We start from the raw sequence: 26,685 nt of genomic DNA, 5'->3' as shown, positions 1-26,685 counted from the left end.
GCCCCATGCAGCCATGCCAGCCAATACCTCTTCTTATAAAGAGCTGGGTGAGCAGGATTATCGGAGAAATACCATGTCTTATGCAGTAATCGTTACTGGCGGCAAGCAGTACAAAGTCGCCCCAGGTGAATACCTGAAGATCGAAAAACTGGAAATCGCTACCGGCGAATCCGTTACCTTTGATCGCGTTCTGTTGGTTGCCAACGGTGACGACGTGAATATCGGCGCTCCAGTTGTTGCTGGCGCTACCGTTGTGGCTGAAGTGATCTCCCAAGGTCGTCACGATAAAGTCCGCATCATCAAGTTCCGTCGCCGTAAGCACCACATGAAGCGTATGGGCCACCGCCAGTGGTACACCGAGATCAAAATCACCGGTATTCAGGCTTAATTTCAGCCTAATTCCTCACTAGGAGAATTGAACTCATGGCACACAAAAAAGCTGGTGGTAGTACCCGTAACGGTCGCGACTCAGAAGCCAAACGCCTTGGCGTGAAGATGTATGGCGGCCAGGCTATCAAAGCAGGCAACATCATCGTGCGTCAGCGCGGTACCCAATTCCACGCTGGCTACGGCGTTGGCATGGGTAAGGATCACACCCTCTTCGCTAAAGTCGAAGGCGTGATCAAGTTCGAAGTAAAAGGCGCCTTCGGTCGTCGTTACGTGAGCGTAGTCGCAGCTTAATTGCGCGATCGCTGGAAAAGCCCTGTCTCGCGACGGGGCTTTTTCGTTTGTGGGGTGAGTCTCTTGCAAAGCTGTTTGTATGGGCTGTCGGCGTACGATGTAGGTGTCGTGGTTTGGGGTCGCTGCGCTCATTTTTGCAAGAGTCTTATGTCTTGATTGTTTTTCGGCTCGTCCGTATGGCGAGAGGCGTTTGTTATGAAGTTTGTTGATGAAGTATCGATTCGAGTAAAAGCCGGTGACGGCGGCAATGGCTGCATGAGTTTCCGTCGCGAAAAATTCATCGAAAACGGTGGTCCGAACGGTGGTGACGGTGGTGATGGCGGTTCCATCTACATGATGGCCGACGAAAACCTCAATACCCTGGTGGACTACCGTTACACCCGGCACTTCGATGCCGAGCGTGGCTCCAACGGCGGCAGCACCGACTGCACCGGCAAGAAGGGTGAGGATCTGATCCTGCGTGTACCGGTGGGTACCACGGTGATCGACTCGGCGACTCAGGAGGTCATCGGCGACCTGACCAAGGCCGGTCAGAAACTGATGGTCGTGCAGGGTGGCTGGCACGGTCTGGGCAATACCCGTTTCAAATCCAGTACCAACCGTGCGCCGCGCCAGACTACTCCGGGCAAGCCGGGTGAGCAGCGCGACCTGAAGCTGGAAATGAAAGTTCTGGCTGACGTCGGTCTGCTGGGTTTGCCGAACGCCGGTAAAAGTACCTTTATCCGCTCGGTTTCGGCTGCCAAGCCGAAAGTTGCCGACTACCCGTTCACCACGCTGGTGCCGAACCTGGGTGTGGTCAGCGTCGATCGCTGGAAGAGCTTCGTCATTGCCGATATTCCGGGTTTGATCGAGGGTGCTTCCGAAGGTGCTGGTCTGGGCATTCGCTTCCTCAAGCACTTGGCGCGTACGCGTCTGCTGCTGCACCTCGTGGACATGGCACCGCTGGATGACGCCAGTGCACCGGATGCCGCTGAGGTGATCGTCAACGAGCTGATCAAGTTCAGCCCGTCCCTGGCGGAGCGTGATCGCTGGCTGGTCCTGAACAAGTGCGACCAGATCCTTGATGAGGAGCACGATGCTCGCGTCAAGGAGATCGTCGATCGCCTGGAGTGGACCGGTCCGGTGTACGTGATCTCGGCCATCTCCAAGCTCGGTACCGAGCGTCTGTGCCACGACATCATGCGTTACATGGAAGATCGTGCTGATCGCCTGGCCAATGACCCGGCCTACAAGGAAGAGCTGGCCGATCTCGATCAGCGCATCGAAGACGAAGCCCGCGCGCAGCTGCAGGCGCTGGATGACAAGCGTGCCCTGCGTCGCAGCGGCGTGAAGTCGGTCCACGACATCGGCGACGATGATTGGGACGAAGAAGATGTGGATGACGAAGACGGTCCGGAAATCATTTACGTGCGTGACTGATTCGTTGCGATAAACTTAAGCGCCGCTCAATCGAGCGGCGTTTTAGTATCTGTAAATCGTTGGTCGCGAATAGCCACGAATAACGTCACGGGCAGTGCCAGGTCGCGCTGTCCTCAAGCTAAGGTTGAAGATGATGCGGAGCAAGGTGACAGGTGCGCAGCGTTGGGTCGTGAAGATCGGCAGCGCTTTGCTGACGGCGGACGGCAAGGGCCTGGATCGCGCGGCAATGGGTGTCTGGGTTGAGCAGATGGTGGCCTTGCATGAGGCGGGTGTCGAACTGGTGCTGGTGTCCTCTGGGGCGGTGGCGGCCGGTATGAGCCGTTTGGGTTGGACTTCGCGACCCAGTGCGATGCACGAGCTTCAGGCCGCTGCTGCAATCGGCCAGATGGGGCTGGTGCAGGCCTGGGAGTCGAGCTTTGCCGAGCACGGCCGGCATACCGCGCAGATTCTCCTGACCCACGACGACCTGTCCGACCGCAAGCGCTACCTGAACGCCCGCAGTACCTTGCGCGCATTGGTCGAGCTCAAAGTCATTCCGGTCATCAACGAGAATGACACCGTGGTCACCGACGAAATCCGTTTCGGCGACAACGACACCCTGGCGGCGCTGGTGGCGAACCTTGTCGAGGCAGACTTGCTGGTGATCCTGACGGATCGCGATGGCATGTTCGACGCCGATCCGCGCAACAATCCGGATGCCCAGCTGATTTACGAAGCGCGTGCCGATGATCCGGCGCTCGATGCAGTGGCGGGCGGTACGGGCGGGGCGCTGGGGCGTGGCGGTATGCAGACCAAGCTGCGTGCGGCGCGTCTGGCGGCCCGTTCCGGCGCTCACACCATTATCGTGGGTGGGCGGCTTGAGCGTGTGCTGGATCGCCTCAAGGCGGGCGAGCGTATCGGTACCTTACTCTCGCCGGAGCGTGGCATGCTGGCGGCGCGCAAGCAGTGGCTGGCCGGTCATCTGCAAACCCGTGGCACCCTGGTGCTGGATGCCGGTGCGGTGACTGCGTTGTCTCAGGGCAACAAGAGCTTGTTGCCGGTCGGGGTCAAATTGGTGCAGGGCAGCTTCCGTCGTGGCGAGATGGTGGTTTGCGTGGCGCCGGACGGTCGTGAGATTGCCCGCGGCCTGGCCAACTACAGTGCGCTGGAAGCACAAAAAATCATTGGTCAGTCGTCCGAGGCGATTGTCGGTCTGCTGGGTTACATGGCGGAACCGGAACTGGTTCACCGCGATAACCTGATCCTGGTCTGAAGGAATACCTGAATGCGCGTGGCAAAAGGATTATTGGGATTGCTGTTGGCGATGCCGCTGCTGGCTTCGGCCGAGGAAATCGGCCAGGTGTCGACGGTGTTCAAGTTCGTCGGGCCAAATGACCGGATCGTGGTCGAGGCCTTTGATGATCCCAAGGTCGATGGTGTGACCTGCTACCTGTCGCGCGCCAAGACGGGTGGGGTCAAGGGAGGTCTTGGATTGGCCGAGGATCGTGCCGAGGCGTCCATCGCCTGCCGACAGGTCGGGCCGATCAGCTTCAGGGGTGAGCTCAAGGATGGCGATGAGGTATTCAAGGAGCGCACGTCCCTGGTGTTCAAGACCATGCAGGTGGTGCGCTTCCTCGACAAGAAGCGCAATACGCTGGTGTACCTGGTGTACAGCGATCGCTTGATCGAGGGCAGTCCGCAGAATGCGGTGACGGCGATTCCGATCTTGCCGTGGGCGCACGCCCAATAATTTGACGCAAAACAAACTGTGGGAGCGGGCTTGCTCGCGAAAGCGTTGTATCAGTCAATATTGATGTCGACTGACACGCCGCCTTCGCGAGCAAGCCCGCTCCCACATTTTTTTGCGGTGCCTGCTAAATCGCAGGCAATAAAAAACCGACCCTGAGGTCGGTTTTTTAATGAGCGTGTCGCTTAGGCAGCAGCGGCAACGTTCAGGGCCTTGACGTGGCCATTCAGGCGGCTCTTATGACGAGCGGCCTTGTTCTTGTGGATGATGCCTTTATCGGCCATACGGTCGATAACTGGCACAGCCAGAACGTAAGCGGCTTGAGCTTTGGCAGCGTCTTTTGCGTCGATGGCCTTAACTACATTCTTGATGTAGGTACGAACCATGGAACGCAGGCTGGCGTTGTGGCTGCGACGCTTCTCAGCCTGTTTTGCACGTTTTTTGGCGGAAGGTGAGTTGGCCACCGTCGAGCTCCTCGAAAGACTTTTTAGGAAATAGCAAACAAAATAGGCCGCGAATCATGCCGATGAGTTGAAGTCTTGTCAAGGGCGCTTGAAACGTTCCGCTAAGTGGTAGGCGTGGTGCGACGGGATATTTCTTTCCGGCGTGTGACCTGTAAACTCGCGAGCTTTGGCTCTGTGCTGTTGCGGCGCGGAGTATCGCACAAGTAGGCGCTTAGTTCGCCTGCTGTTTATCGACAGGCACAAACTCTTTCCATGAATCTGCTCAAATCGTTGGCCGCCGTCAGCTCTATCACGATGCTTTCCCGGATTCTTGGGTTTGTCCGAGACACCCTCATCGCGCGCACATTTGGCGCAGGAATGGCGACTGACGCCTTCTTTATCGCCTTCAAATTACCCAATCTGCTGCGGCGAATCTTTGCCGAGGGGGCGTTTTCCCAGGCGTTCGTGCCGATTCTTGCCGAATATAAAAGCCAGCAGGGTGAAGAGGCGACGCGTACCTTCATCGCCTACGTTTCGGGCCTGCTGACGCTGGTACTGGCGCTGGTCACGGTGTTGGGCATGATCGCCGCGCCATGGGTCATCTGGGTCACCGCGCCGGGTTTCACCGACACACCGGAAAAATTCGAACTGACCTCCAGTCTGTTGCGGGTGACCTTTCCCTACATCCTGCTGATTTCCCTGTCGTCGTTGGCCGGTGCGATCCTCAATACCTGGAACAGATTTTCGGTACCGGCCTTCGTGCCGACTCTGCTGAACGTCAGCATGATCATCTTTTCGGTGTTTTTGACGCCGTACTTCGATCCGCCCGTCATGGCGCTCGGCTGGGCGGTACTGGTCGGCGGCCTGGCGCAGTTGCTCTATCAGCTACCGCACCTGAAAAAGATTGGCATGCTCGTACTGCCGCGCCTGAACCTGCGTGACAGCGGTGTGTGGCGCGTCATGAAGCAAATGTTGCCGGCCATTCTCGGTGTCTCGGTGAGCCAGATTTCGCTGATCATCAATACGATCTTCGCGTCTTTCCTGGTGGCCGGTTCCGTGTCGTGGATGTACTACGCCGACCGTTTGATGGAGCTGCCGTCCGGGGTGTTGGGCGTGGCGCTGGGGACGATTTTGCTGCCGACCCTGGCCAAGACCTACGCCAGCAAGGATCGCCACGAATACTCGCGCATCCTCGATTGGGGCCTGCGTCTGTGCTTCGTGCTGGTATTGCCTTGCGCCCTGGCGCTGGGGATTCTGGCCGAGCCGCTGACGGTTTCCCTGTTCCAGTATGGTCAGTTCGATGCCCATGATGCGGCCATGACCCAGCGTGCGTTGATCGCCTATTCCGTCGGGTTGCTCGGGATTATCGTGATTAAAGTGCTGGCGCCGGGCTTTTATGCGCAACAAAACATCCGCACGCCGGTGAAAATCGCAATTTTCACGCTGGTCGTCACTCAGTTGTTCAACCTGTTGCTGATTGGTCCTCTGGCTCACGCGGGCCTGGCGCTCGCCATCAGCGCCGGCGCCTGCCTCAATGCGGGGTTGCTCTTCTATCAGCTGCGTAAACAGCAGATGTACCAGCCGCAACCGGGCTGGGCAAAGTTCGGCTTCAAGCTGGTGATTGCGGTGGCGGTGATGTCTGGCGTGTTGCTGGCCGGGATGCATTTCATGCCGGCCTGGGGTGAGGGGCAGATGCTTGAGCGTTTCCTGCGTCTGGGGGCCTTGGTCATTGCCGGTGTGGTGGCTTATTTCGGCATGTTAGTGTTGATGGGCTTCCGTTTGCGCGACTTCAATCGCAAGACGCTTGGCTGAGGTTCCGGCCTCGATAAACACGGGCGAACCGGCGGTTTTGTCGGTTCGATCACTTTGGGTTACGGTGTTGCCTGTCGTCGGCCGCCGGGTGTGGTTATAATCGACCACTTTATGAGCAAGAAGCGCGTTATGCAGCTGGTTCGAGGCCTCCACAATCTGCGCCCCCAGCATCGGGGCTGTGTCGCCACTATTGGCAACTTTGACGGTGTACACCGTGGCCACCAGGCTATCCTGGCGCGGCTGCGTGAGCGTGCGCTCGAGTTGGGCGTGCCCAGTTGCGTGGTGATTTTCGAGCCGCAACCGCGCGAGTTCTTCGCTCCGGAGACTGCACCGGCCCGTCTGGCCCGTCTGCGGGACAAGCTGCAATTGTTGGCCGCCGAAGGCGTCGACCGCGTTCTGTGCCTGGCTTTCAACCAGCGCCTGAGCAAGCTCAGCGCCAGCGAGTTCGTCGACACCATTCTGGTCGATGGCTTGGGTGTCCAGCACCTGGAGGTCGGTGATGACTTCCGTTTCGGTTGTGACCGCGCGGGAGATTTCGATTTCCTGCTACAGGCCGGCATCCTTCAGGGATTTACCGTCGAAGCGGCGCAAACCGTCGAGCTGGATGGCATCCGGGTCAGCAGCACGCAGGTCCGCAATGCCCTGGCCGCCGCGGATTTCGCCCTGGCTGAACGCCTCCTCGGACGGCCGTACCGGATCGCCGGTCGCGTATTGCATGGCCAGAAGCTTGCTCGGCAGTTGGGTACGCCCACGGCCAACATACAACTCAAGCGCCGTCGCGTACCGTTTACCGGGGTTTACCTGGTGGATGTCGAGATCGATGGCAAGACCTGGCCCGGCGTCGCCAATATCGGCGTGCGGCCCACGGTTCAAGGTGATGGCAAAGCCCACCTGGAAGTGCATCTTTTGGATTTTGCCGGCGATCTGTATGACCGGCGTTTAACGGTGGTTTTCCACCACAAGCTGCGTGAAGAGCAGCGTTTCGCCTCTCTGGAGGCACTGAAAACGGCGATCAGCGCGGATGTCGCCGCCGCCCGTGCACTAGCCGCACCTAGCGCCCATCGCTAATGAAGAGCCTTAAATGACCGACTATAAAGCCACGCTAAACCTTCCGGACACCGCCTTCCCAATGAAGGCCGGCCTGCCACAGCGCGAACCGCAGATCCTGCAGCGCTGGGACAGTATTGGCCTGTACGGAAAGTTGCGCGAGATTGGCAAGGATCGTCCGAAGTTCGTATTGCACGACGGCCCTCCGTACGCCAACGGCACGATTCACATCGGTCATGCGCTGAACAAGATTCTCAAGGACATGATCATCCGCTCGAAGACCCTGTCGGGCTTCGACGCACCTTATGTCCCGGGCTGGGACTGCCACGGCCTGCCGATCGAGCACAAGGTCGAGGTGACCCACGGCAAGAACCTGGGCGCGGACAAGACCCGCGAACTGTGCCGCGCCTATGCCACCGAGCAGATCGAAGGGCAGAAATCCGAGTTCATCCGTCTGGGCGTGCTGGGCGACTTCGCCAACCCGTACAAGACCATGGACTTCAAGAACGAGGCCGGGGAAATCCGTGCCCTGGCTGAAATCGTCAAGGGCGGTTTCGTGTTCAAGGGCTTGAAGCCCGTGAACTGGTGCTTCGACTGCGGTTCGGCCCTGGCTGAAGCGGAAGTCGAGTACGAGAACAAAAAGTCCTCGACCATTGACGTGGCCTTCCCGATTGCCGACGAAGCCAAGCTGGCCGCCGCCTTCGGTCTGCCTGCCCTGGGCAAGCCGGCCTCGATCGTGATCTGGACCACCACCCCGTGGACCATCCCGGCCAACCAGGCGTTGAACGTCCACCCGGAATTCAACTACGCCCTGGTCGATGTCGGCGACAAGCTGCTGGTGCTGGCTGAAGAGCTGGTCGAGTCGTGCCTGGCGCGCTACTCGCTGGAAGGTTCGGTGATCGCTACCGCCGCTGGTTCGGCGCTGGAACTGATCAACTTCCGTCACCCGTTCTACGACCGCCTGTCGCCGGTATACCTGGCTGACTACGTCGAGCTGGGTGCCGGCACTGGCGTGGTTCACTCCGCACCGGCCTATGGCGTGGACGACTTCGTGACCTGCAAGAAGTACGGCATGGTCAACGACGACATTCTCAACCCGGTACAAAGCAACGGCGTGTACGTGCCTTCGCTGGAGTTCTTCGGCGGCCAGTTCATCTGGAAGGCCAACCCGGCCATCGTCGACAAATTGACCGAAGTCGGTGCGCTGCTGCACACCACCGTCATCGAACACAGCTACATGCACTGCTGGCGCCACAAGACTCCGCTGATCTACCGCGCTACCGCGCAGTGGTTCATCGGCATGGACAAGCAGCCGACCACCGGTGACACCCTGCGCCAGCGCTCGCTCAAGGCCATTGAAGACACCCAGTTCGTTCCGGCCTGGGGCCAGGCGCGCCTGCACTCGATGATCGCCAACCGTCCGGACTGGTGCATCTCCCGTCAGCGCAACTGGGGCGTGCCGATCCCGTTCTTCCTGAACAAGGAAAGCGGCGAACTGCACCCGCGCACCGTCGAGCTGATGGAAGAAGTCGCCAAGCGCGTCGAAGTCGAAGGCATCGAAGCCTGGTTCAAGCTGGACGCCGCCGAGCTGCTGGGCGCCGAAGCGCCGCAGTACGACAAGATCAGCGACACCCTGGACGTCTGGTTCGATTCGGGCACCACGCACTGGCACGTCCTGCGCGGTTCGCACCCGATGGGCCACGAAACCGGCCCGCGTGCCGACCTGTACCTGGAAGGCTCGGACCAACACCGCGGCTGGTTCCACTCGTCGCTGCTGACCGGTTGTGCCATCGACAACCACGCGCCGTACCGCGAACTGCTGACCCACGGCTTCACCGTCGACGAGTCCGGCCGCAAGATGTCCAAGTCCCTGGGCAACGTGATCGCGCCGCAGAAAGTCAACGACACCCTGGGCGCCGACATCATGCGCTTGTGGGTTGCCTCGACCGATTACTCGGGTGAAATGGCGGTTTCCGAGCAGATCCTGCAACGCAGTGCGGACGCCTACCGGCGTATCCGTAACACCGCGCGCTTCCTGCTGTCGAACCTGACCGGCTTCAACCCGGCCACCGACCTGCTGCCGGCCGAAGAAATGCTGGCGCTGGACCGTTGGGCCGTGGATCGCACCCTGCTGCTGCAGCGTGAGCTGCAAGAGCACTACAGCGAATACCGCTTCTGGAACGTGTACTCGAAGATCCACAACTTCTGCGTGCAGGAGTTGGGTGGCTTCTATCTCGACATCATCAAGGATCGCCAGTACACCACCGGCGCCGACAGCAAGGCCCGCCGTTCGTGCCAGACCGCGCTGTTCCATATCTCCGAGGCGCTGGTGCGCTGGATCGCGCCGATCCTGGCGTTCACCGCCGACGAACTGTGGCAGTACCTGCCGGGCGAGCGTAACGAGTCCGTCATGCTCAACACCTGGTACGAAGGCCTGAGCGAACTGCCGGAAGGCTTCGAGCTGGGTCGCGCCTACTGGGACCGCATCATGGAAGTGAAGGTCGCGGTCAACAAAGAGATGGAAATCCAGCGTGCAGCCAAGGCTGTCGGTGGCAACCTGCAAGCCGAAGTGACCCTGTTCGCCGAAGACGCGCTGACTGCCGACCTGGCCAAGCTGAGCAACGAACTGCGTTTCGTGCTGATCACCTCGACTGCCAGCGTTGCACCCTTTGTTAAGGCACCCGAGGACGCGGTCGTCACTGAAGTCAGCGGCCTGAAGCTGAAGATCGTCAAGTCGGCCCACGCCAAATGCGCCCGTTGCTGGCATTGCCGCGAAGACGTCGGCGTGAACCCGGAGCATCCGGAAATCTGCGGTCGTTGCGTGGATAACATCAGCGGCGCTGGCGAGGTCCGTCACTATGCCTAATGCCGTTGGCCGTTTCGGACGGCTGAGCTGGCTCTGGTTGAGTTTGCTGGTACTGGTCATCGACCAGGCCAGCAAGTTCTACTTCGAAGGCAAGCTCCAGATGTACCAGCAGATCGTGATCATCCCCGATTACTTCAGCTGGACCCTGGCCTACAACACTGGCGCGGCGTTCAGCTTCCTGGCTGACAGCTCCGGCTGGCAGCGCTGGCTGTTCGCCTTGATCGCGGTGGTGGTCAGTGCGGTGCTGGTTGTGTGGCTCAAGCGTCTGGGGCGCAACGAAACCTGGCTGGCGGTTGCGCTGGCCCTGGTACTCGGTGGCGCGCTGGGCAATCTGTATGACCGCATTGCCCTGGGCCATGTGATCGATTTCATTCTGGTGCATTGGCAGAACCGCTGGTATTTCCCGGCGTTCAACTTTGCCGACAGTGCAATCACGGTAGGTGCTGTCATGCTGGCACTGGATATGTTCAAAAGTAAAAAGACCGGAGAAACCGTTCATGACTGAACAGGTATTGGCTGAGCAACGCATCGGCCAGAACACGGAAGTCACCTTGCATTTCGCATTGCGCCTGGAGAATGGCGACACGGTGGACAGCACCTTCGACAAAGCCCCTGCGACCTTCAAGGTCGGTGACGGCAACCTGTTGCCAGGTTTCGAAGCAGCCCTGTTCGGTTTCAAGGCCGGTGACAAGCGTACACTGAGCATCGAGCCGGAAAACGCCTTCGGCCAGCCGAACCCGCAAAACGTGCAGATCATTCCGCGCTCGCAGTTTGCAGACATGGAACTGTCGCCGGGTTTGCTGGTGATCTTCAACGATGCGGCCAATACTGAACTGCCGGGCGTGGTGAAAGAGTTCGACGACGCGCAAGTGACCATCGACTTCAACCACCCGCTGGCGGGCAAGACGCTGACCTTTGACGTGGAAATCATTTCCGTCAAAGCGTTGTAAAAGTGTGGGAGCGGGCTTGCTCGCGAAAGCGGTGTGTTAGACGACATCAATGTTGAATGTCAGTCAGCATTCGCGAGCAAGCCCGCTCCCACACCAAACCCTCGCTGTTCTTGAACACGGTGTTCGACGAACGGCAGGGCATTACCATTTTTCGCGCGCAAGACACGAGGCACAGCATGCAAATCAAACTCGCCAACCCCCGTGGCTTCTGCGCCGGTGTGGACCGGGCGATCGAAATCGTCAACCGCGCCCTGGAAGTCTTCGGGCCGCCGATCTACGTACGCCACGAAGTGGTCCACAACAAATTTGTCGTCGAAGACCTGCGCTCCCGTGGCGCGATCTTTGTCGAAGAGCTGGATCAGGTGCCGGACGACGTCATTGTGATCTTCAGTGCACACGGCGTTTCCCAGGCCGTGCGCAGCGAAGCGGCTGGCCGCGGGCTGAAGGTGTTCGATGCCACGTGCCCGTTGGTGACCAAAGTTCACATCGAAGTGGCGCGTTACAGCCGTGACGGCCGAGAGTGCATTCTCATCGGCCACGCCGGTCACCCGGAAGTCGAAGGCACTATGGGCCAGTACGATGCCAGCAACGGTGGCGCGATCTACCTGGTCGAAGACGAGAAAGATGTCGCGGCGTTGCAGGTGAACAACCCTGAAAAGCTCGCTTTCGTGACCCAGACCACCTTGTCGATGGACGACACCAGTCGCGTTATCGACGCTCTGCGTTCGCGTTTCCCGGCCATTGGTGGACCGCGCAAGGACGACATTTGCTACGCCACGCAAAACCGTCAGGACGCGGTCAAACAATTGGCCGATGAGTGCGACGTGGTGCTGGTAGTCGGCAGCCCGAACAGCTCCAACTCCAATCGCTTGCGCGAGCTGGCAGAGCGCATGTCCACTCCGGCCTACCTGATCGACGGTGCCGAAGACCTGCAAAAGAGCTGGTTCGACGGCGTCGAGCGTATTGGCATCACCGCTGGCGCATCCGCCCCGGAAGTCCTGGTGCGCGGGGTGATCCAGCAGTTGCAGGCCTGGGGTGCCACCGGTGCCGATGAGCTGGCGGGTCGCGAGGAGAACATCACGTTCTCGATGCCTAAAGAACTGCGCGTTCGCTCGTTGCTCTGAATTCAGTCCTTTTTTCGCATAACGCCTGCTCAACCTTGTCGTTGCGCAGGCTGACGCGACCGGTCCGTGCCAACACCACTTGATGTTGGCTTACCGGTTCGCGAACCGCGCAAATGTGTAACGTCCCTCCAATCAGTGCTTCGCCCTGACCTCTGAATCGTATTGAGCTTTCGACCGAACCGTTCCCTGCAATCGACACGCGTGCGCCGCTCTGGCGTTCGGCCAGCAGTGGATTGTCGCTGTCCATCTCCCCTTTGCCGCTGATATCCAGGATCATCCGCCAGCCTTGGCTCCAGTCGCCATTGATGCCGTGAATCACCACGGCCTGGTTGCGGACGATGGCTTCGCTCCGGGCGGTGCGAATACCACTGAAAAGAGCCTGCGCCGCTTGCTGTCTTTGGTTCGACTCGATCAGCGTTGCGAACGCCGGAGTGACCAGAAGCAGAACAATTCCTGTAATTGCCAGTCCCATGAGCAGTTCGATCAGGCTGAAGCCGTGTTGTCGCATGATATTTCCCTCCGTGGCGTGCTGTGGCTCGCGCAATCCGTGCGCGAGCAATGGCAACGCACAGCATCGTTCGAACGTTGTGCTGCGCAACAGCAGGTATAGCCGAAGGAAACAGAAGGGCCCGATGGAGCATCGTACAAAAGGTTTCACGCTGATCGAGTTGCTGGTCGCGCTCGCGATTCTTCTGATCCTGCTGACTATGGCCGTCCCGACGTTTACCCGCTCGACGCAGACAACCAGGGCTGATACCGAAATCGCGGACCTGAAACGAGCGTTGAATGTTGCCCGGCTCGAAGCCATCGATCGGGGCAATACCACGCGTGTGCGGCCGACAGCCGGCGGGGATGTCTGGAGTGGGGAGCTGGCGATTTACGACGGTACTGGCGCTTTGGCCAATGTATTGCGGGTTGTTCCGGCGATGAGCAACGGCGCAACTCTGGCGCTAACCTCTGGCGTCACTGCCATCGATTTCAACAGTCTGGGCGGATTGTCATCACCGTCCTCGGAGGTGGTGATCAGCTATGGGCGAGGAGCACAAAGCAGGACGCTGACAGTGTGTTTGAGCGGCCGAATTCTATTGGGTGGACGTTGCGGATGAGAGCAGGGATGCAAGGCTCGCAGGAGGGCATGACGCTGGTCGAAGTCCTGGTGGCGTTAGTCATTCTGGGAGTGGGGTTGCTGGGCGCAGCGGCGTTTCAGCTCAATGCGCTGAAGTACACGGACAGCGCGCGCATGACCAGTCAGGCCAGTTTTATCGCCTACGACATGCTGGACCGCATTCGCGCCAATGCCGCTGCGGACTACACCATTGCGCCTCCGGCTTCGGGCAATCCGGACGTTGCCCGGGATCAGGACCTGTTTGACTTCAACGCCAATATTGTCAGCTCGCTCGGTGCATCCGCGATCGGCAGTGTCACTGTCAATCAGCAGGTGTACACCATCACGATTACCTGGGACGACTCACGGGCTGCCAATGCTGCCGACTCGCGGCGCAGCTTTGTCCTGAGCAGCCGGACGGCCATTGATCCGGTGGTGATCCCGTGAGTCGGCGTAGCAGAGGCTTTGGCCTGGTCGAGTTGCTGATCGCCCTGGCATTGAGCCTGATCGTGGTGCTCGGCGTGGTGCAGGTTTTCATCGCGGCCAAGAACACCTATCTCAGCCAGAGTGCGGCCGCGAACATGCAGGAGGATGCACGTTTCGTGTTGAGCAAAATGATTAAGGAAGTCCGCATGGTCGGGATGTTCGGTTGTCTGGAAACGATCACTGATTCAAGTGAGAAAGGTGATTTCCATACCAGTCGTACAACGCCGATCCGTTGGGACAATGGTAGCCGCAGTTTGACGCTGGTTATGGCGGATATCGGCGGTAATGGCGACAAACCGGACTGGACCGTGCTTTCCGATTGTAGAATCCATTCGACGGCCTACAGTGAAGGCCGGACGCCAGCGGCAGGGCAGCAGGCATTTCCGATCCGGCGGCTGACTTACAGGTTCAGCAACAACCAATTGCTCATGAAGGGCGGGGCCGCAGCACCCCAGGTATTGGTGGATAACGTCCGCGCTTTCGACGTGAGCTTCGGCCTGGCCAGCACGGCCACTGATCTGGCAGCATCGCGCTACAGCAGCAACCCGCCGGACCCCGCGCTGATTCGTAGCGTACGCCTGAGCCTGACCCTCACCGATCCGAGCCGCCGGGTGAGCGATCAAACCTTCAACGTGGTTGCCGCGCTACGCAACCGCTTGCCATGAGGGGATGCCATTGAATCGTTCTCCCATGACGCATTACCCCCAGCGCGGCATGGCGCTGCTGGTCAGTCTGGTGTTCTTGCTCTTGCTGACGCTGATTGGCCTCTCCTCGATGCAGAGCGCGACCCTGCAGGAAAAGATGGCCGGTAGCGTCGCCTTGCACAACCAGTCGTTTCAGAGCGCCGAGGCAGCATTGCGGGTGGGCGAGAGTGGCGTGCAGCGGGACAGTTATGCGCTACCTGTTTGCAGCGGCATCGTTCAATGTGCACCACCGTCCGAGTCCTCGACCATTACCGCAGCCGGCTTCAACGCCACTTCCGGAGTGACCTGGATTGCATCGGGCAAGGGTTTTTATGGCGTGCAAAACATCGGTGTCAGCAAGAAGGCGGTGAATGTGCCAATCAATACCCCGGCGACCTTGTATCGGGTAACCGCAGTCGGCATCGCGGGTCATTCGCGCAGTGTGGTGGAGAGTATCTATGCGAAGTACTGAGCGACCTGTCAGGTTATGGTCACACCTGCTCGGCGTTGTAGTCGCGCTTGACCTGTCGATGTCGGCGCACGCAGCCACGCCAGCGGATTCGCCAGCGCTGAACCGGCCAACCTGTCTGGCGAATGGCAACTGGTACGGTTTCTATCATGGCAATCAGGGCTTGAAAGCCGTCTGCCTGAAGCTGCCCGAAGCGATCAGCGTTAAGATGCTCGACAGCAACGCCGATGGCGTGGTCGACAACCTCGACACCCTGTCTGAAGGCGTGATCTTCGTCGGAGAGCATTCGACCCAGGACGCCGGTGATAATGGCGGGGGCGTGAACGATTCCACTGGCGACGATACGCCAGGGATGGAAAAATCCGGTGGCAGCCGTCGCATCATGTGGCGACAAATACAGTAAGTGAGAGTTGAGGCATGCGTAGTTCCAACCGCGGTTTTACCCTGATCGAAATCATGATCGTGATTGCGATCATCGGGATTGTCATGACCATTGCCGCCCCGAGTTTCACCGAGTACCTGAACAAGGGCCGTCGCGCGGAAGTCGCTGGTCTGCTTTCGGAGCAGGCGCAGCTGCTGGAGCGCTTCTACTCGCAGAAAAATGTCTACACCGATGCGACGGGCCTCAGCGCCGGCAATGACTACTACAGCATCACTCCAGCCCTGACCGACCAGACCTTTCTGCTGACGGCGGTACGCAAGGCCGGCTCAAGCATGGCCACTGACAAATGCGGTGATCTGACCATCACCAACACCGGTGTACTGGGTATGGTCAATGCGAAGTCCGGCCTGACCAGCAAAGATTGCTGGGGGCGCTGAGTTTCTTTTTCGGGTGCCTTTTGCACCCGCTGTCTATTTAACGATTGGATCAGAACATGACCAGGCAACAGCAAGTGGTGATTGTCGGCGGTGGGGTGATTGGCTTGCTGACGGCCTTCAATCTCGCCTCCGAAGTGCAAAGTGTTGTGCTGCTGGATCGCTCGAACGTCGGTCAGGAGTCGTCCTGGGCCGGTGGCGGCATCGTTTCACCGCTTTACCCGTGGCGCTACAGCCCGGCGGTCACTGCGTTGGCTCACTGGTCACAGGACTTTTATCCACAACTGGGCGAGCGCTTGTTCGCCGCCACCGGTGTTGATCCTGAAGTGCATACCACCGGTCTGTATTGGCTGGATCTGGATGACGAGGCCCAAGCGCTGGCCTGGGCCGCCCGGGAACATCGTCCGTTGAGCGCCGTGGATATCTCGGCGGCACACGACGCCGTGCCAGTGCTGGGCAGCGGTTTTTCCCGGGCGATCTACATGGCCGACGTCGCCAACGTGCGTAACCCGCGTCTGGTGAAGTCGCTCAAGGCCGCGTTGCTGGCGCTGCCGAACGTGACGATCCATGAGCAGTGCGAAGTCAGCGGGTTTGTTCGTGACGGCAACAAAGTGGTCGGCGTGCAGACCGCCACAGGAGCTGTTCTCGGCGATCAAGTCGTCCTGACGGCGGGGGCCTGGAGCGGTGAGTTGCTCAAGCGTCTTGATCTGACGCTGCCGGTCGAGCCGGTGAAAGGGCAGATGATTCTCTACAAGTGCGCGGCGGACTTCCTGCCAAGCATGGTCCTGGCCAAGGGCCGTTATGCGATTCCCCGGCGCGACGGACACATACTGATCGGCAGTACGCTGGAGCATGAAGGTTTTGACAAGACACCGACTGGGTCTGCACTGGAAAGCCTGAAGGCGTCGGCGGTGGAATTGATCCCGGCACTGGCCGATGCCGAAGTGGTGGGGCACTGGGCCGGATTGCGCCCGGGATCACCCGAGGGCATTCCCTATATCGGCCCGGTGCCCGGGTTTGACGGGCTCTGGCTCAACTGTGGGCATTACCGTAACGGACTGGTGTTGGCGCCGGCGTCATGTCAGTTGTTTGCCGATGTGATGCTGGGTCGTACGCCGATTATCGATCCGACGCCTTATGCGCCTGCTGGAAGACTGTGATCTGTTTAAAGTCTCAATCCAGTCCCAATTTCTTGAGCCTGTAACGCATCGACCTGAATGACAGATTCAACCGCTGAGCCGCCGCCGTGCGGTTCCAGCGGGTTTCCTCCAGGGCCTGGAGCAGCAGTTGGCGCTCGACGTTTTCCAGATAGGTGTCCAGATTGTCTATCCGGGACAGGTCCGGTATTCCACTTTCAGCTGCGCAATTGCCTTGAGCCAGACGCAGGTCAATGGCTTCGATCTGATTGTCCTCGCACAAGGTGTGAGCCCGTTCGAGCATATTTTCCAGTTCCCGCACATTGCCCGGGAAGCGATAGCTTTTCAGCGCATCGAGGGCTTGGGGGTGGAGTCTGGCTGCCGGTTGACCCGTATCGGCGGCCAGGCGCTTGAGTATGTGGCTGGCCAGCACCTCGATGTCATCGCGACGCTCGCGCAAGGGCGGCACCCGGAGTTCGATCACATTCAAGCGGTAGTAAAGATCATGCCGAAATCGCCCGGCGGCGACTTCGGCGCCAAGGTCCTTGTGTGTGGCGCAGAGAATGCGCACATCCACCGCCACTTCCTGCTGCCCGCCGACGCTGCGTACGGCTTTCTCCTGAATGGCGCGTAGCAGTTTGACCTGCATTGCCAGCGGCAGGTCAGCCACTTCGTCCAGGAGCAGGGTGCCGCCGTGAGCTGTCTGGAACAGACCGGGTTTATCTTCGATGGCGCCGCTGAAGCTGCCTTTGCGATGGCCGAAAAACTCGCTCTCCAACAGTTCCGAGGGAATCGCCGCGCAGTTGATCGCAATGAACGGCTGCTTGGCGCGGGGGCTTTGATCATGGATCAGGCGCGCGACCAATTCCTTGCCACTGCCGGATTCTCCGCTGATGTATACCGTCGCATGACTGTTGGCCAGTTTGGTGATGTGCTTGCGCAGGTTGCGCATGGGTAATGAGTCGCCCAGCAAACGGCGATCGATGTCGACTCCGCGGGCAGGAAGCAGCAGGGCGCTGGTGACCAGTTCACGCAGGCGCGTTAGGTCCACCGGTTTGGTCAGGAAGTCGAATGCTCCGGCCTTGAGCACATTGATTGCGGTTTCGAGACTGGCATAGGCGGTGATCATCGCCACCTGGACCTGAGGGTGACGTTGCTGGATGTGCTGCACCAATTCCAGGCCGGTGCCATCCGGCAATTGCATGTCGGTCAGGCAGAGATCGAATGTTTCGCTTTTCAGTAGCGATTGCGCTTCGACGACATTGCGGGCGTTGAACGTCTCCAGTTTCATCCTTCCCAGGGTGATTTCCAGGAGTTCGCGTATGTCTGGTTCGTCATCGACGATCAAGACTTTTTGTCGTGGTCTCGTGTTCAAGCTAGGTTCCGTCCGTGAGCAAAGGTCATGCAAAAGCAGCCGCTTTCCTGGCGTGCCTTGAAGTCTAGGCGGGACGGAGTGCTTTCGCCCGGCTGGCCGGACAGATAAAGCCCCGGGCCCTTGATAGACGGGGCGGGGGCTTCGGGATGGAGTATTTCCAGTGATTTCAGGTCAAGCCATGGCGGCAACATTTGCGCGCGGCGCTGCAGGTACAGGACGTTTTTGATTACCCGGTTCATTCGCAGAGAGAGGTCTTGAATAATCTGTGTCAGACGTCACTCGATGCCTTTCAGTTCCTTGGGTGTCAGCGATAGTCCTCGATCGGCTGCCAAATCGGGAGAGTGTCAGCGGTCGCCGGAGTCCTTGTCCTGCTCGAGATGAGCCTGGCTGCAATACCACCGCTGGTCGAGGCTCAGCGCGCGGTCACGGGGCAGGTGAACACCGCAATGGGCGCAGCGGACCATGGGCGCCGCATCCCGTTCGGCAGGGGGGCTGGGGGTGGATGCCTGACCCTTGAATTTGCGCCAGAACCATACGGCAGCGGCAATCAGGGCAATCCAGAACAATAAACGAAGCATGGTGAGCTGCTTTTCGACGAGTGATTGGCTAGTTTAGCCAAGGACATGACCAGCGCACAGCCTAATAGCTTATGTAGGAGCGAGCTTGCTCGCGATGGTCTCAAGGACGACGCGTTTATTCAGACAAAGCGCGTGAACGTTGACGTCCATCGCGAGCAAGCTCGCTCCTACAAGTCTCCCTTTTGCACAGTGCGAGGTGTCAGTCGAACACGCCCAGGGTCATGTAGCTGAACCACGAGCGGTCGCTGTTGTTGCCTTCCGCTTCGTGATTTTCTTCTTCGATCACGTCGCCATTGTCGTCTTTAGGCTTGAGTTCGGATGGAATCGCATCCTTGGCGTCCTGGAACTGCTTCTGTACGTCCTGATTGGCGCGGGTTTCGCCTGGTGGCAGCGGCGGACGGGATTCGATCAGGCCCAGGGTCGCCTTGCTCAGCCACGAACGGTTGTCGGCTTCGGCCACGGTCGGCACGAACTGGCCGTCTACCAGCGTCGGGTGGTTCGGGTAGTTGAGCTTCAGGGTTTCCAGGCTGGTGGCAGCCAGTTCGTCCAGGTGCAGGCGCTGATAGGCCTCGGTCATCACCGCCAGGCCGTCGCCGACCGAAGGGGTTTCCTGGAAGTTTTCCACCACGTAACGACCGCGGTTTGCCGCCGCGACATAGGCCTGACGGGTCAGGTAGTAGTCGGCTACGTGAATTTCGTAGGCCGCCAGCAGGTTGCGCAGATAGATCATGCGCTGCTTGGCATCCGGTGCGTAACGGCTGTTCGGGAAGCGGCTGGTCAGCTGGGCGAACTCGTTATAGGAGTCGCGGGCGGCGCCCGGGTCACGCTTGGTCATGTCCAGCGGCAGGAAACGCGCCAGCAGGCCGACGTCCTGGTCGAAAGAAGTCAGACCCTTGAGGTAGTAGGCATAATCGACGTTCGGATGCTGTGGGTGCAGACGAATGAAGCGCTCAGCCGCGGACTTGGCCGCTTCCGGCTCGGTGTTCTTGTAGTTGGCGTAGATGAGCTCGAGTTGCGCCTGGTCGGCATAGCGACCGAACGGATAACGCGACTCCAGAGCCTTCAGCTTGGCGATGGCGGAGGTGTAGCTACTGTTGTCCAGGTCATTTTGAGCCTGTTGGTACAGCTCGACTTCACTGAGGTTTTCGTCTACGACTTCCTTCGATGAGCAAGCAGCGGTCAATGCGAGGATGGCGATCAGCAGCAGGTGTTTCACTTGCATGGCGGCTTGCGTCCCTATGACGGCCGCTGTCTTGGGCGTGGCCGTCCTGTTATGATGAGCGCCCCGTTGAAAAGCCTCGGGGCAAAAGACGCCGTATTTAACCACAAGCGCGCAGCCGAAACCAAAGGCTGTGCCGACGCCTAGTCTGAGCATGTCCGATAAAATTGAACTTCGCGCAGAGGTGCCGTCCGAATTGGGCGGCCAACGCCTCGATCAAGTCGCCGCACAATTATTCGCTGAGCACTCGCGCTCGCGCCTTTCCGCCTGGATCAAAGACGGCCGCCTGACTGTGGATGGGGCGGTTATCCGCCCGCGAGACATCGTCCACGGTGGCGCCATCCTTGAGTTGACTGCCGAGCAGGAAGCTCAGGGCGAATGGGTCGCTCAAGACATAGCCCTGGACATCGTCTACGAAGACGACGACATCCTGGTGATCAACAAGCCTGCGGGCCTGGTGGTGCACCCGGCTGCCGGTCATGCCGACGGCACCTTGCTCAACGCCTTGCTGCACCACGTGCCGGACATCATCAATGTGCCCCGCGCCGGTATCGTGCATCGTCTGGACAAGGACACCACCGGTCTGATGGTGGTGGCCAAGACCATTCAGGCGCAGACGCAGCTGGTGACACAGTTGCAGAGTCGCAGCGTCAGCCGGATCTACGAGTGCATCGTGATCGGTGTGGTGACAGCCGGCGGCAAGATCAACGCGCCGATCGGTCGTCACGGCCAGCAACGCCAGCGCATGGCCGTGATGGAAGGTGGCAAGCAAGCCGTCAGCCATTACCGCGTGCTCGAGCGCTTCCGCTCCCACACTCACGTGCGGGTGAAGCTGGAAACCGGTCGTACGCACCAGATTCGCGTGCACATGGCGCACATCAACTACCCGTTGGTCGGAGATCCGGCCTACGGCGGTCGTTTCCGTATTCCGCCGGCCGCCAACCCGACCATGGTCGAGTCGCTGAAGAATTTCCCGCGTCAGGCGCTGCATGCGCGTTTCCTGGAACTGGATCATCCGACCACCGGTAAGCGCATGAGCTGGGAATCGCCGTTGCCGGAAGACTTCGTCTGGCTGTTGACCCTGCTCAAGCAAGACCGCGAGGCGTTCATCGGATGAGTGACTGGCTGATTCCTGACTGGCCCGCGCCGGCCGGGGTCAAAGCCTGTGTGACCACCCGTGCGGGCGGCGTCAGTGTGGCGCCGTTCGACAGCCTCAACCTCGGCGATCACGTCGACGACAGCCCCGAAGCGGTTGCCGAGAATCGCCGTCGTTTGACCGATCATTTCTCCATTCAACCGGCCTGGCTGCAGCAGGTCCACGGCATTGTCGTGGCTCATGCCGATCCGGGGCGGGTGGACATGGCTGATGCCAGCTGGACTTCAACGCCGGGTGTCGCCTGCGCAGCGATGACTGCGGACTGCCTGCCCGCGCTGTTTTGCGACCGTGCCGGTACGCGTGTCGCGGCAGCCCATGCCGGTTGGCGCGGGTTGGCGGCAGGTGTGCTGGAAGCGACTCTCGACAGCCTCAATGTGCCATCCGCCGAAGTACTGGTCTGGCTCGGTCCGGCCATTGGCCCGCAGGCCTTTGAAGTCGGCCCGGAAGTGCGCGAGACCTTCGTTCAGCAGTTGCCGCAAGCCGCTGAGGCTTTTGTGCCGAGTCAGAACCCCGGCAAGTTCATGGCCGACATCTATAGGCTGGCACGTCTGCGGCTCGCGGCTCGCGGTGTCACGGCTGTCTATGGGGGTGGTCTCTGCACCGTAACCGACCCTCGCTTCTTTTCTTACCGCCGCAGTCCTCGCACTGGTCGGTTTGCCTCCTTGGTTTGGCTCGAACGCTAGACTTGTCTGATCTGCATCAACGTCACGACGCTTGAAACTCCCAGAATCGACCACATCTATTGTGGTATCTGGCAGGTTTCTTCATTCAGGATGTTTTATAGGTCCGGCCTGCTCAAAAGGAAGGTGACCCATGCGTATAGACCGTTTAACCAGCAAATTGCAGTTAGCGTTGTCCGATGCCCAATCCCTGGCTGTCGGCCACGATCATCCGGCCATTGAACCGGCGCACTTGATGCAAGCCTTGCTCGAGCAGCAGGGCGGCTCGATCAAGCCCCTGTTGATGCAGGTGGGCTTCGACGTCAATAGCCTGCGTAAAGAGCTGACCAAAGAGCTCGACCAGCTACCTAAAATCCAGAACCCGACCGGCGATGTGAATATGTCGCAGGATCTGGCGCGCCTGCTCAACCAGGCCGATCGTCTGGCCCAGCAGAAAGGCGACCAGTTCATCTCCAGCGAGCTTGTGCTGCTTGCCGCCATGGACGAGAACAGCAAGCTCGGCAAGCTGTTGCTCGGTCAGGGCGTGAGCAAGAAAGCCCTGGAAAACGCGATCAACAACCTGCGTGGTGGTGAGGCCGTCAACGATCCGAACCACGAGGAAGCACGCCAGGCCCTGGACAAGTACACCGTCGACCTGACCAAGCGCGCCGAAGACGGCAAGCTCGATCCGGTGATCGGCCGTGACGATGAAATTCGCCGGACCATCCAGGTGCTGCAACGTCGTACCAAGAACAACCCGGTGCTGATCGGTGAGCCTGGCGTGGGTAAAACCGCCATCGCCGAAGGCCTGGCCCAGCGCATCATCAATGGCGAAGTGCCGGATGGCCTCAAGGGCAAGCGTCTGTTGTCCCTGGACATGGGGGCGCTGATTGCCGGTGCCAAGTATCGTGGTGAGTTCGAAGAGCGCCTGAAATCCCTGCTCAATGAACTGTCGAAGCAGGAAGGGCAGATCATCCTGTTCATCGACGAACTGCACACCATGGTCGGCGCCGGTAAAGGTGAAGGCTCGATGGATGCGGGCAACATGCTCAAGCCGGCCCTGGCCCGCGGTGAGTTGCACTGTGTGGGCGCCACCACGCTGAACGAATACCGCCAATACATAGAGAAGGACGCCGCTCTCGAGCGACGTTTCCAGAAGGTGCTGGTGGACGAGCCGAGCGAAGAAGACACCATCGCCATCCTGCGTGGCCTCAAAGAGCGTTATGAGGTTCACCACAAGGTGGCCATCACTGACGGCGCGATCATTGCGGCGGCCAAGCTCAGTCATCGCTACATCACTGACCGGCAGTTGCCGGACAAGGCCATTGACCTGATCGACGAAGCCGCCAGCCGCATCCGCATGGAGATCGACTCCAAGCCCGAAGTGCTGGACCGTCTGGAGCGTCGCCTGATTCAGCTGAAGGTGGAATCCCAGGCGCTGAAGAAAGAAAGCGACGACGCGGCGAAGAAGCGTCTGGAAAAATTGCAGGAAGAAATCGCTCGTCATGAGCGTGAGTACTCCGATCTCGAAGAAATCTGGAACTCGGAGAAAGCCGAAGTCCAGGGTTCTGCGCAGATCCAGCAGAAAATCGAACAGTCCCGTCAGGAACTGGAGGCAGCCCGCCGCAAAGGCGACCTGAACCGCATGGCCGAGTTGCAGTACGGGGTGATCCCGGATCTGGAGCGCAGCCTGCAAATGGTCGATCAGCATGGCAAAGCCGAAAACCAGTTGCTGCGCAGCAAGGTGACTGAAGAAGAGATCGCCGAAGTCGTGTCGAAGTGGACCGGTATTCCGGTGTCGAAAATGCTCGAAGGCGAGCGCGACAAGCTGATGAAGATGGAAAGCCTGTTGCACCAGCGTGTGATCGGCCAGGATGAAGCGGTGGTGGCCGTTTCCAACGCGGTGCGGCGTTCCCGTGCCGGGTTGTCCGACCCGAATCGCCCGAGCGGCTCGTTCATGTTCCTCGGCCCGACCGGTGTCGGTAAAACCGAGCTGTGCAAGGCGTTGGCCGAATTCCTCTTTGATACCGAAGAGGCGATGGTGCGGATCGACATGTCCGAGTTCATGGAGAAACACTCCGTGGCTCGCCTGATCGGTGCGCCACCGGGCTACGTGGGGTATGAAGAGGGCGGTTACCTGACCGAGGCCGTACGTCGCAAGCCGTATTCGGTGATCCTCATGGACGAAGTCGAGAAGGCGCACCCGGATGTGTTCAACATCTTGCTGCAAGTGCTCGAAGACGGCCGTTTGACCGACAGCCATGGCCGCACGGTGGATTTCAAGAACACCGTGATTGTCATGACCTCCAACCTGGGGTCAGTGCAGATCCAGGAACTGGTTGGTGACCGTGAGGCGCAGCGCGCGGCGGTGATGGATGCGATTTCCAGCCACTTCCGGCCGGAGTTCATCAACCGGGTCGACGAAGTGGTGATTTTCGAGCCGTTGGCGCGGGATCAGATCGCCGGCATTACCGAGATCCAGTTGGGTCGTCTGCGTAGCCGCCTGACCGAGCGCGAGCTGAAGCTTGAGCTCAGCCCTGAAGCCATGGACAAGCTGATCGCGGTCGGTTACGACCCGGTGTACGGCGCACGGCCGCTCAAGCGTGCTATCCAGCGCTGGATCGAGAACCCGCTGGCGCAGCTGATTCTGTCCGGACGGTTCATGCCGGGCGATACCGCTCACGGTGTGGTGGAAAACGACGAAATCGTCTTCGTCTGATCCTTAACGGCAACAAAATCGAAAAGGCCTCGCATAACGAGGCCTTTTTTTCGTTAGGCTGTTGAACTCAAAGGAAAAGGCTTGTAAAGTGCGCCCCGCAGTCAGTCACCCGCCAGGGTTTCCGCTCCCCAAGCAGGAATCCAAAATAAGTTGCAAATCATTAACTTGAAAGCAATTTAGGGGGTTGACAGAGGTGCTGAAGATTGTAGAATAGCGCGCCTCAGACACACGAACGCAGCGATGCGAACGGGTCGAAGAGAACGCAGTAAAGCTTCAAAGTTGTAAATTGAAATGTGTAGTTCCGTGATAGCTCAGTCGGTAGAGCAAATGACTGTTAATCATTGGGTCCCAGGTTCGAGTCCTGGTCACGGAGCCAATTTCAAACCGGGGTATAGCGCAGTCCGGTAGCGCGCCTGCTTTGGGAGCAGGATGTCAGGAGTTCGAATCCCCTTACCCCGACCATATTTGGGTCGTTAGCTCAGTTGGTAGAGCAGTTGGCTTTTAACCAATTGGTCGTAGGTTCGAATCCCACACGACCCACCATTTTTGAAACCAGTTAACGCTGGAATCGAATCTTAAGATCAGACGCCAAAAGCTCTGTTCGCAGAAGGCGCCTTTCAAAGGTGCCTTTTTTTTACCGGGGTATAGCGCAGTCCGGTAGCGCGCCTGCTTTGGGAGCAGGATGTCAGGAGTTCGAATCCCCTTACCCCGACCATATTAAAAATCCTCGTATCGAAAGATACGGGGATTTTTTTTGTCTGCGAGAAACCCGTAACACCGCAAAACCAATGTGGGAGCGGGCTTGCTCGCGAAGGCAGTGTGTCAGTCGACATAAGAGTTGAATGACACGGCCTCTTCGCGAGCAAGCCCGCTCCCACAGGGGGTGTTTTAGTGAAGCTTCAGGCGTGGCTCAGTGCCGCGACCGATCTTGCTGCCCAACATCAGCATCGCCGTACGGAACGGCCCGTACAGCGCCATCTGGTGCATGCGGTACAGCGACACGTAGAACATCCGCGCCAGCCAGCCTTCGAGCATCACGCTGCCGGTGAGGTTGCCCATCAGGTTACCCACAGCCGAAAAACGCGACAGTGAGATCAGCGAGCCGTAGTCGGTGTACTTGTACTCCGGCAGGGGCTTGCCTTCGATGCGCAGCTTCAGCGATTTGGCCAGCAACGAAGCCTGTTGGTGAGCAGCCTGGGCGCGTGGTGGCACATTGCGGTCGCTGCCTGGTTGCGGGCAGGCGGCGCAGTCGCCGAAGGCGAAGATGTTCTCGTCGCGGGTGGTTTGCAGGGTCGGCAGCACTTGCAGCTGATTGATGCGGTTGGTTTCCAGGCCATCGATGTCCTTGAGGAAACCCGGCGCGCGAATCCCCGCGGCCCAGACTTTCAGGCTGGCCTTGATTTCGTTGCCGTCGGCGGTGATCAGGCTGTCGGCCGTCACTTCGCTGACCGCGGCATTGGTCATGACGTTGACCCCGAGTTTCTCCAGGGTTTTATGCACAGGCCCGCCAATCCGCTCCGGCAGCGCCGGCAGTACCCGTGGACCGGCTTCGATCAGGGTGATGTGCATGTTTTCCGGTTTGATCCGGTCCAGGCCATAGGCCGCCAGTTCGTGGGCGGCGTTGTGCAGCTCGGCGGCCAGTTCGACCCCGGTGGCACCGGCGCCGACGATCGCCACGCTGATTTGTTCGACTGCGTCGGTCTGACCGGCGTGTGCGCGCAAATAGTGATTGAGCAGTTGCTGGTGGAAGCGCTCGGCCTGTTTGCGGGTGTCGAGGAACAGGCAGTGTTGCGCTGCGCCCTGGGTGCCGAAATCGTTGGTGGTGCTGCCAACGGAGATCACCAGCGAGTCGTAGGGCACTTCGCGGGCCGGCACCAGTTCCAGACCGGCCTCGTCGTAGGTGGCGGCCAGCTGGATTTTTTTATTCGCGCGATCGAGCCCGCTCATGCGCCCCAGCTGGAACTCGAAGTGGTTCCATTTGGCCTGGGCGACATAGTTGAGTTCGTCTTCGGAAGAGTTCAGGGACCCGGCCGCCACTTCGTGCAACAAGGGTTTCCAGATGTGGGTCAGGTTCGCGTCGACCAGCATCACGCTGGCCGTACCGCGCTTGCCCAGAGTCTTACCCAGACGGGTAGCCAACTCCAGACCGCCGGCGCCGCCGCCGACAATGACAATACGATGGGACATGGGGATAACTCGCAAGGCTAAAAGAAATC

Annotated in this window: 27 protein-coding genes and 4 tRNA genes; 25 read left to right on the top strand and 6 right to left on the bottom strand. The window is 59.5% G+C overall.

The features are described 5' to 3' along the window. Positions 1-73: 73 nt before the first annotated feature. The 5 genes from rplU (at position 74) to BSF40_RS14725 (ending at position 3,829) form a co-directional block, all read left to right on the top strand. A complete protein-coding gene (gene rplU / locus BSF40_RS14745; RefSeq protein ID WP_003176051.1) occupies positions 74-388 on the top strand; it encodes a 50S ribosomal protein L21 in 315 nt (104 codons plus the stop codon). 35 nt (positions 389-423) lie between these two features. Further along, positions 424-681 carry a 50S ribosomal protein L27 gene (gene rpmA / locus BSF40_RS14740; protein WP_003281574.1) on the top strand — a complete coding sequence of 86 codons (258 nt, stop codon included), beginning with the start codon at positions 424-426 and terminating at the stop codon, positions 679-681. 195 nt (positions 682-876) lie between these two features. Next, positions 877-2,100, top strand: a complete 1,224-nt coding sequence (cgtA, locus tag BSF40_RS14735; RefSeq protein WP_008022500.1) for an Obg family GTPase CgtA — start codon at positions 877-879, stop codon at positions 2,098-2,100. A gap of 133 nt (positions 2,101-2,233) precedes the next feature. After that, a complete protein-coding gene (proB, locus tag BSF40_RS14730) occupies positions 2,234-3,352 on the top strand; it encodes a glutamate 5-kinase (protein ID WP_033047437.1) in 1,119 nt (372 codons plus the stop codon). Positions 3,353-3,364: 12 nt separating this feature from the next. Then, positions 3,365-3,829 (top strand): CreA family protein, encoded by a 465-nt coding sequence (locus BSF40_RS14725; protein ID WP_090451491.1) that lies wholly within the window; start codon positions 3,365-3,367, stop codon positions 3,827-3,829. A 182-nt stretch (positions 3,830-4,011) separates the two neighbouring features. Here BSF40_RS14725 and rpsT read toward each other — a convergent pair whose 3' ends face one another. After that, complete coding sequence (gene rpsT, locus BSF40_RS14720) at positions 4,012-4,290, bottom strand: 30S ribosomal protein S20 (RefSeq protein ID WP_007970922.1); 279 nt, start codon at positions 4,288-4,290, stop codon at positions 4,012-4,014. 252 nt (positions 4,291-4,542) lie between these two features. Here rpsT and murJ point away from each other — a divergent pair, with 252 nt between their 5' ends. From murJ to ispH, 6 genes are all read left to right on the top strand, one after another. Continuing rightward, positions 4,543-6,081 carry a murein biosynthesis integral membrane protein MurJ gene (murJ, locus tag BSF40_RS14710; protein ID WP_095965650.1) on the top strand — a complete coding sequence of 513 codons (1,539 nt, stop codon included), beginning with the start codon at positions 4,543-4,545 and terminating at the stop codon, positions 6,079-6,081. Positions 6,082-6,210: 129 nt separating this feature from the next. Beyond that, positions 6,211-7,149, top strand: coding sequence for a bifunctional riboflavin kinase/FAD synthetase (gene ribF / locus BSF40_RS14705; protein ID WP_007970925.1), 939 nt, complete (start codon positions 6,211-6,213; stop codon positions 7,147-7,149). 13 nt (positions 7,150-7,162) lie between these two features. Beyond that, positions 7,163-9,994 carry an isoleucine--tRNA ligase gene (gene ileS / locus BSF40_RS14700; protein WP_007970927.1) on the top strand — a complete coding sequence of 944 codons (2,832 nt, stop codon included), beginning with the start codon at positions 7,163-7,165 and terminating at the stop codon, positions 9,992-9,994. Next, positions 9,987-10,499 (top strand): signal peptidase II, encoded by a 513-nt coding sequence (gene lspA / locus BSF40_RS14695; protein ID WP_007970932.1) that lies wholly within the window; start codon positions 9,987-9,989, stop codon positions 10,497-10,499. The genes ileS and lspA overlap by 8 nt, the downstream gene beginning before the upstream one ends. 7 nt (positions 10,500-10,506) lie before the next feature. After that, the gene (gene fkpB, locus BSF40_RS14690) at positions 10,507-10,944 is read left to right on the top strand and encodes an FKBP-type peptidyl-prolyl cis-trans isomerase (protein WP_172435717.1); all 438 of its coding nucleotides are present in this window, start codon (positions 10,507-10,509) and stop codon (positions 10,942-10,944) included. A gap of 176 nt (positions 10,945-11,120) precedes the next feature. After that, positions 11,121-12,068, top strand: a complete 948-nt coding sequence (gene ispH / locus BSF40_RS14685; RefSeq protein ID WP_015096888.1) for a 4-hydroxy-3-methylbut-2-enyl diphosphate reductase — start codon at positions 11,121-11,123, stop codon at positions 12,066-12,068. Here the strand turns inward: ispH and BSF40_RS14680 are convergent. Then, the gene (locus tag BSF40_RS14680) at positions 12,037-12,576 is read right to left on the bottom strand and encodes a GspH/FimT family protein (RefSeq protein WP_095965649.1); all 540 of its coding nucleotides are present in this window, start codon (positions 12,574-12,576) and stop codon (positions 12,037-12,039) included. The two genes, ispH and BSF40_RS14680, sit on opposite strands and share 32 nt — an antisense overlap. 124 nt (positions 12,577-12,700) lie before the next feature. On the opposite strand from BSF40_RS14680, the gene BSF40_RS14675 reads away from it, so the two are divergent. The 7 genes from BSF40_RS14675 to thiO are packed head-to-tail and all read left to right on the top strand — an operon-like array spanning position 12,701 to position 16,787. Then, complete coding sequence (locus BSF40_RS14675) at positions 12,701-13,174, top strand: GspH/FimT family pseudopilin (protein ID WP_095965648.1); 474 nt, start codon at positions 12,701-12,703, stop codon at positions 13,172-13,174. Further along, the gene (gene pilV, locus BSF40_RS14670; protein WP_095965647.1) at positions 13,171-13,620 is read left to right on the top strand and encodes a type IV pilus modification protein PilV; all 450 of its coding nucleotides are present in this window, start codon (positions 13,171-13,173) and stop codon (positions 13,618-13,620) included. The genes BSF40_RS14675 and pilV overlap by 4 nt, the downstream gene beginning before the upstream one ends. Beyond that, positions 13,617-14,324 (top strand): PilW family protein, encoded by a 708-nt coding sequence (locus tag BSF40_RS14665; RefSeq protein ID WP_095965646.1) that lies wholly within the window; start codon positions 13,617-13,619, stop codon positions 14,322-14,324. The genes pilV and BSF40_RS14665 overlap by 4 nt, the downstream gene beginning before the upstream one ends. 25 nt (positions 14,325-14,349) lie before the next feature. Further along, a complete protein-coding gene (locus tag BSF40_RS14660) occupies positions 14,350-14,814 on the top strand; it encodes a PilX N-terminal domain-containing pilus assembly protein (RefSeq protein ID WP_371918087.1) in 465 nt (154 codons plus the stop codon). Between the two features lie 58 nt (positions 14,815-14,872). Further along, complete coding sequence (locus BSF40_RS14655) at positions 14,873-15,214, top strand: hypothetical protein (protein ID WP_256589512.1); 342 nt, start codon at positions 14,873-14,875, stop codon at positions 15,212-15,214. 14 nt (positions 15,215-15,228) lie between these two features. Further along, positions 15,229-15,630 carry a type IV pilin protein gene (locus tag BSF40_RS14650; RefSeq protein WP_007970514.1) on the top strand — a complete coding sequence of 134 codons (402 nt, stop codon included), beginning with the start codon at positions 15,229-15,231 and terminating at the stop codon, positions 15,628-15,630. A gap of 56 nt (positions 15,631-15,686) precedes the next feature. Beyond that, a complete protein-coding gene (gene thiO, locus BSF40_RS14645) occupies positions 15,687-16,787 on the top strand; it encodes a glycine oxidase ThiO (protein WP_095965644.1) in 1,101 nt (366 codons plus the stop codon). A gap of 13 nt (positions 16,788-16,800) precedes the next feature. Here the strand turns inward: thiO and BSF40_RS14640 are convergent, their stop codons facing one another. The 3 genes from BSF40_RS14640 to BSF40_RS14625 all read right to left on the bottom strand — a co-directional run bounded on the left by BSF40_RS14640 (position 16,801) and on the right by BSF40_RS14625 (position 19,938). Beyond that, positions 16,801-18,138, bottom strand: coding sequence for a sigma-54 dependent transcriptional regulator (locus BSF40_RS14640; RefSeq protein WP_095965643.1), 1,338 nt, complete (start codon positions 18,136-18,138; stop codon positions 16,801-16,803). Positions 18,139-18,482: 344 nt separating this feature from the next. Then, complete coding sequence (locus BSF40_RS14630) at positions 18,483-18,716, bottom strand: PP0621 family protein (RefSeq protein WP_095965641.1); 234 nt, start codon at positions 18,714-18,716, stop codon at positions 18,483-18,485. Positions 18,717-18,915: 199 nt separating this feature from the next. Continuing rightward, entirely contained in the window at positions 18,916-19,938 is a 1,023-nt protein-coding gene (locus tag BSF40_RS14625; protein ID WP_015096879.1) for an outer membrane protein assembly factor BamD, read from the bottom strand. A gap of 151 nt (positions 19,939-20,089) precedes the next feature. Between BSF40_RS14625 and rluD the strand changes: the two genes are divergently transcribed. The 7 genes from rluD (at position 20,090) to BSF40_RS14590 (ending at position 25,184) form a co-directional block, all read left to right on the top strand. After that, entirely contained in the window at positions 20,090-21,052 is a 963-nt protein-coding gene (gene rluD / locus BSF40_RS14620; RefSeq protein WP_007990414.1) for a 23S rRNA pseudouridine(1911/1915/1917) synthase RluD, read from the top strand. After that, a complete protein-coding gene (gene pgeF / locus BSF40_RS14615; RefSeq protein ID WP_095965640.1) occupies positions 21,049-21,774 on the top strand; it encodes a peptidoglycan editing factor PgeF in 726 nt (241 codons plus the stop codon). The genes rluD and pgeF overlap by 4 nt, the downstream gene beginning before the upstream one ends. A gap of 130 nt (positions 21,775-21,904) precedes the next feature. Continuing rightward, the gene (gene clpB, locus BSF40_RS14610; RefSeq protein ID WP_015096877.1) at positions 21,905-24,469 is read left to right on the top strand and encodes an ATP-dependent chaperone ClpB; all 2,565 of its coding nucleotides are present in this window, start codon (positions 21,905-21,907) and stop codon (positions 24,467-24,469) included. 300 nt (positions 24,470-24,769) lie between these two features. Next, a tRNA-Asn gene (locus BSF40_RS14605) sits at positions 24,770-24,845 on the top strand. A 9-nt stretch (positions 24,846-24,854) separates the two neighbouring features. Then, a tRNA-Pro gene (locus BSF40_RS14600) sits at positions 24,855-24,931 on the top strand. Positions 24,932-24,936: 5 nt separating this feature from the next. Further along, a tRNA-Lys gene (locus BSF40_RS14595) sits at positions 24,937-25,012 on the top strand. Positions 25,013-25,107: 95 nt separating this feature from the next. Beyond that, positions 25,108-25,184, top strand: a tRNA-Pro gene (locus BSF40_RS14590). A 173-nt stretch (positions 25,185-25,357) separates the two neighbouring features. On the opposite strand, the gene BSF40_RS14585 is transcribed toward BSF40_RS14590, so the two are convergent. Next, positions 25,358-26,656 (bottom strand): NAD(P)/FAD-dependent oxidoreductase, encoded by a 1,299-nt coding sequence (locus BSF40_RS14585; RefSeq protein ID WP_007970529.1) that lies wholly within the window; start codon positions 26,654-26,656, stop codon positions 25,358-25,360. Positions 26,657-26,685: the final 29 nt, after the last annotated feature.

Source organism: Pseudomonas sp. ACN5 (assembly GCF_002303975.1).
GTDB lineage: Bacteria > Pseudomonadota > Gammaproteobacteria > Pseudomonadales > Pseudomonadaceae > Aquipseudomonas > Aquipseudomonas laurylsulfatiphila.
This window is presented reverse-complemented; position numbering and strand designations above follow the sequence as displayed.

Coding starts and splice junctions, on each gene's coding strand:
- rplU (WP_003176051.1), top strand. CDS start 74: ATGTCTTATGCAGTAATCGTTACTGGCGGCAAGCAGTACAAAGTCGCC.
- rpmA (WP_003281574.1), top strand. CDS start 424: ATGGCACACAAAAAAGCTGGTGGTAGTACCCGTAACGGTCGCGACTCA.
- cgtA (WP_008022500.1), top strand. CDS start 877: ATGAAGTTTGTTGATGAAGTATCGATTCGAGTAAAAGCCGGTGACGGC.
- proB (WP_033047437.1), top strand. CDS start 2,234: ATGCGGAGCAAGGTGACAGGTGCGCAGCGTTGGGTCGTGAAGATCGGC.
- BSF40_RS14725 (WP_090451491.1), top strand. CDS start 3,365: ATGCGCGTGGCAAAAGGATTATTGGGATTGCTGTTGGCGATGCCGCTG.
- murJ (WP_095965650.1), top strand. CDS start 4,543: ATGAATCTGCTCAAATCGTTGGCCGCCGTCAGCTCTATCACGATGCTT.
- ribF (WP_007970925.1), top strand. CDS start 6,211: ATGCAGCTGGTTCGAGGCCTCCACAATCTGCGCCCCCAGCATCGGGGC.
- ileS (WP_007970927.1), top strand. CDS start 7,163: ATGACCGACTATAAAGCCACGCTAAACCTTCCGGACACCGCCTTCCCA.
- lspA (WP_007970932.1), top strand. CDS start 9,987: ATGCCTAATGCCGTTGGCCGTTTCGGACGGCTGAGCTGGCTCTGGTTG.
- ispH (WP_015096888.1), top strand. CDS start 11,121: ATGCAAATCAAACTCGCCAACCCCCGTGGCTTCTGCGCCGGTGTGGAC.
- BSF40_RS14680 (WP_095965649.1), bottom strand. CDS start 12,576: ATGCGACAACACGGCTTCAGCCTGATCGAACTGCTCATGGGACTGGCA.
- BSF40_RS14675 (WP_095965648.1), top strand. CDS start 12,701: ATGGAGCATCGTACAAAAGGTTTCACGCTGATCGAGTTGCTGGTCGCG.
- pilV (WP_095965647.1), top strand. CDS start 13,171: ATGAGAGCAGGGATGCAAGGCTCGCAGGAGGGCATGACGCTGGTCGAA.
- BSF40_RS14660 (WP_371918087.1), top strand. CDS start 14,350: ATGACGCATTACCCCCAGCGCGGCATGGCGCTGCTGGTCAGTCTGGTG.
- BSF40_RS14655 (WP_256589512.1), top strand. CDS start 14,873: ATGTCGGCGCACGCAGCCACGCCAGCGGATTCGCCAGCGCTGAACCGG.
- BSF40_RS14650 (WP_007970514.1), top strand. CDS start 15,229: ATGCGTAGTTCCAACCGCGGTTTTACCCTGATCGAAATCATGATCGTG.
- thiO (WP_095965644.1), top strand. CDS start 15,687: ATGACCAGGCAACAGCAAGTGGTGATTGTCGGCGGTGGGGTGATTGGC.
- BSF40_RS14630 (WP_095965641.1), bottom strand. CDS start 18,716: ATGCTTCGTTTATTGTTCTGGATTGCCCTGATTGCCGCTGCCGTATGG.
- BSF40_RS14625 (WP_015096879.1), bottom strand. CDS start 19,938: ATGCAAGTGAAACACCTGCTGCTGATCGCCATCCTCGCATTGACCGCT.
- rluD (WP_007990414.1), top strand. CDS start 20,090: ATGTCCGATAAAATTGAACTTCGCGCAGAGGTGCCGTCCGAATTGGGC.
- pgeF (WP_095965640.1), top strand. CDS start 21,049: ATGAGTGACTGGCTGATTCCTGACTGGCCCGCGCCGGCCGGGGTCAAA.
- clpB (WP_015096877.1), top strand. CDS start 21,905: ATGCGTATAGACCGTTTAACCAGCAAATTGCAGTTAGCGTTGTCCGAT.
- BSF40_RS14585 (WP_007970529.1), bottom strand. CDS start 26,656: ATGTCCCATCGTATTGTCATTGTCGGCGGCGGCGCCGGCGGTCTGGAG.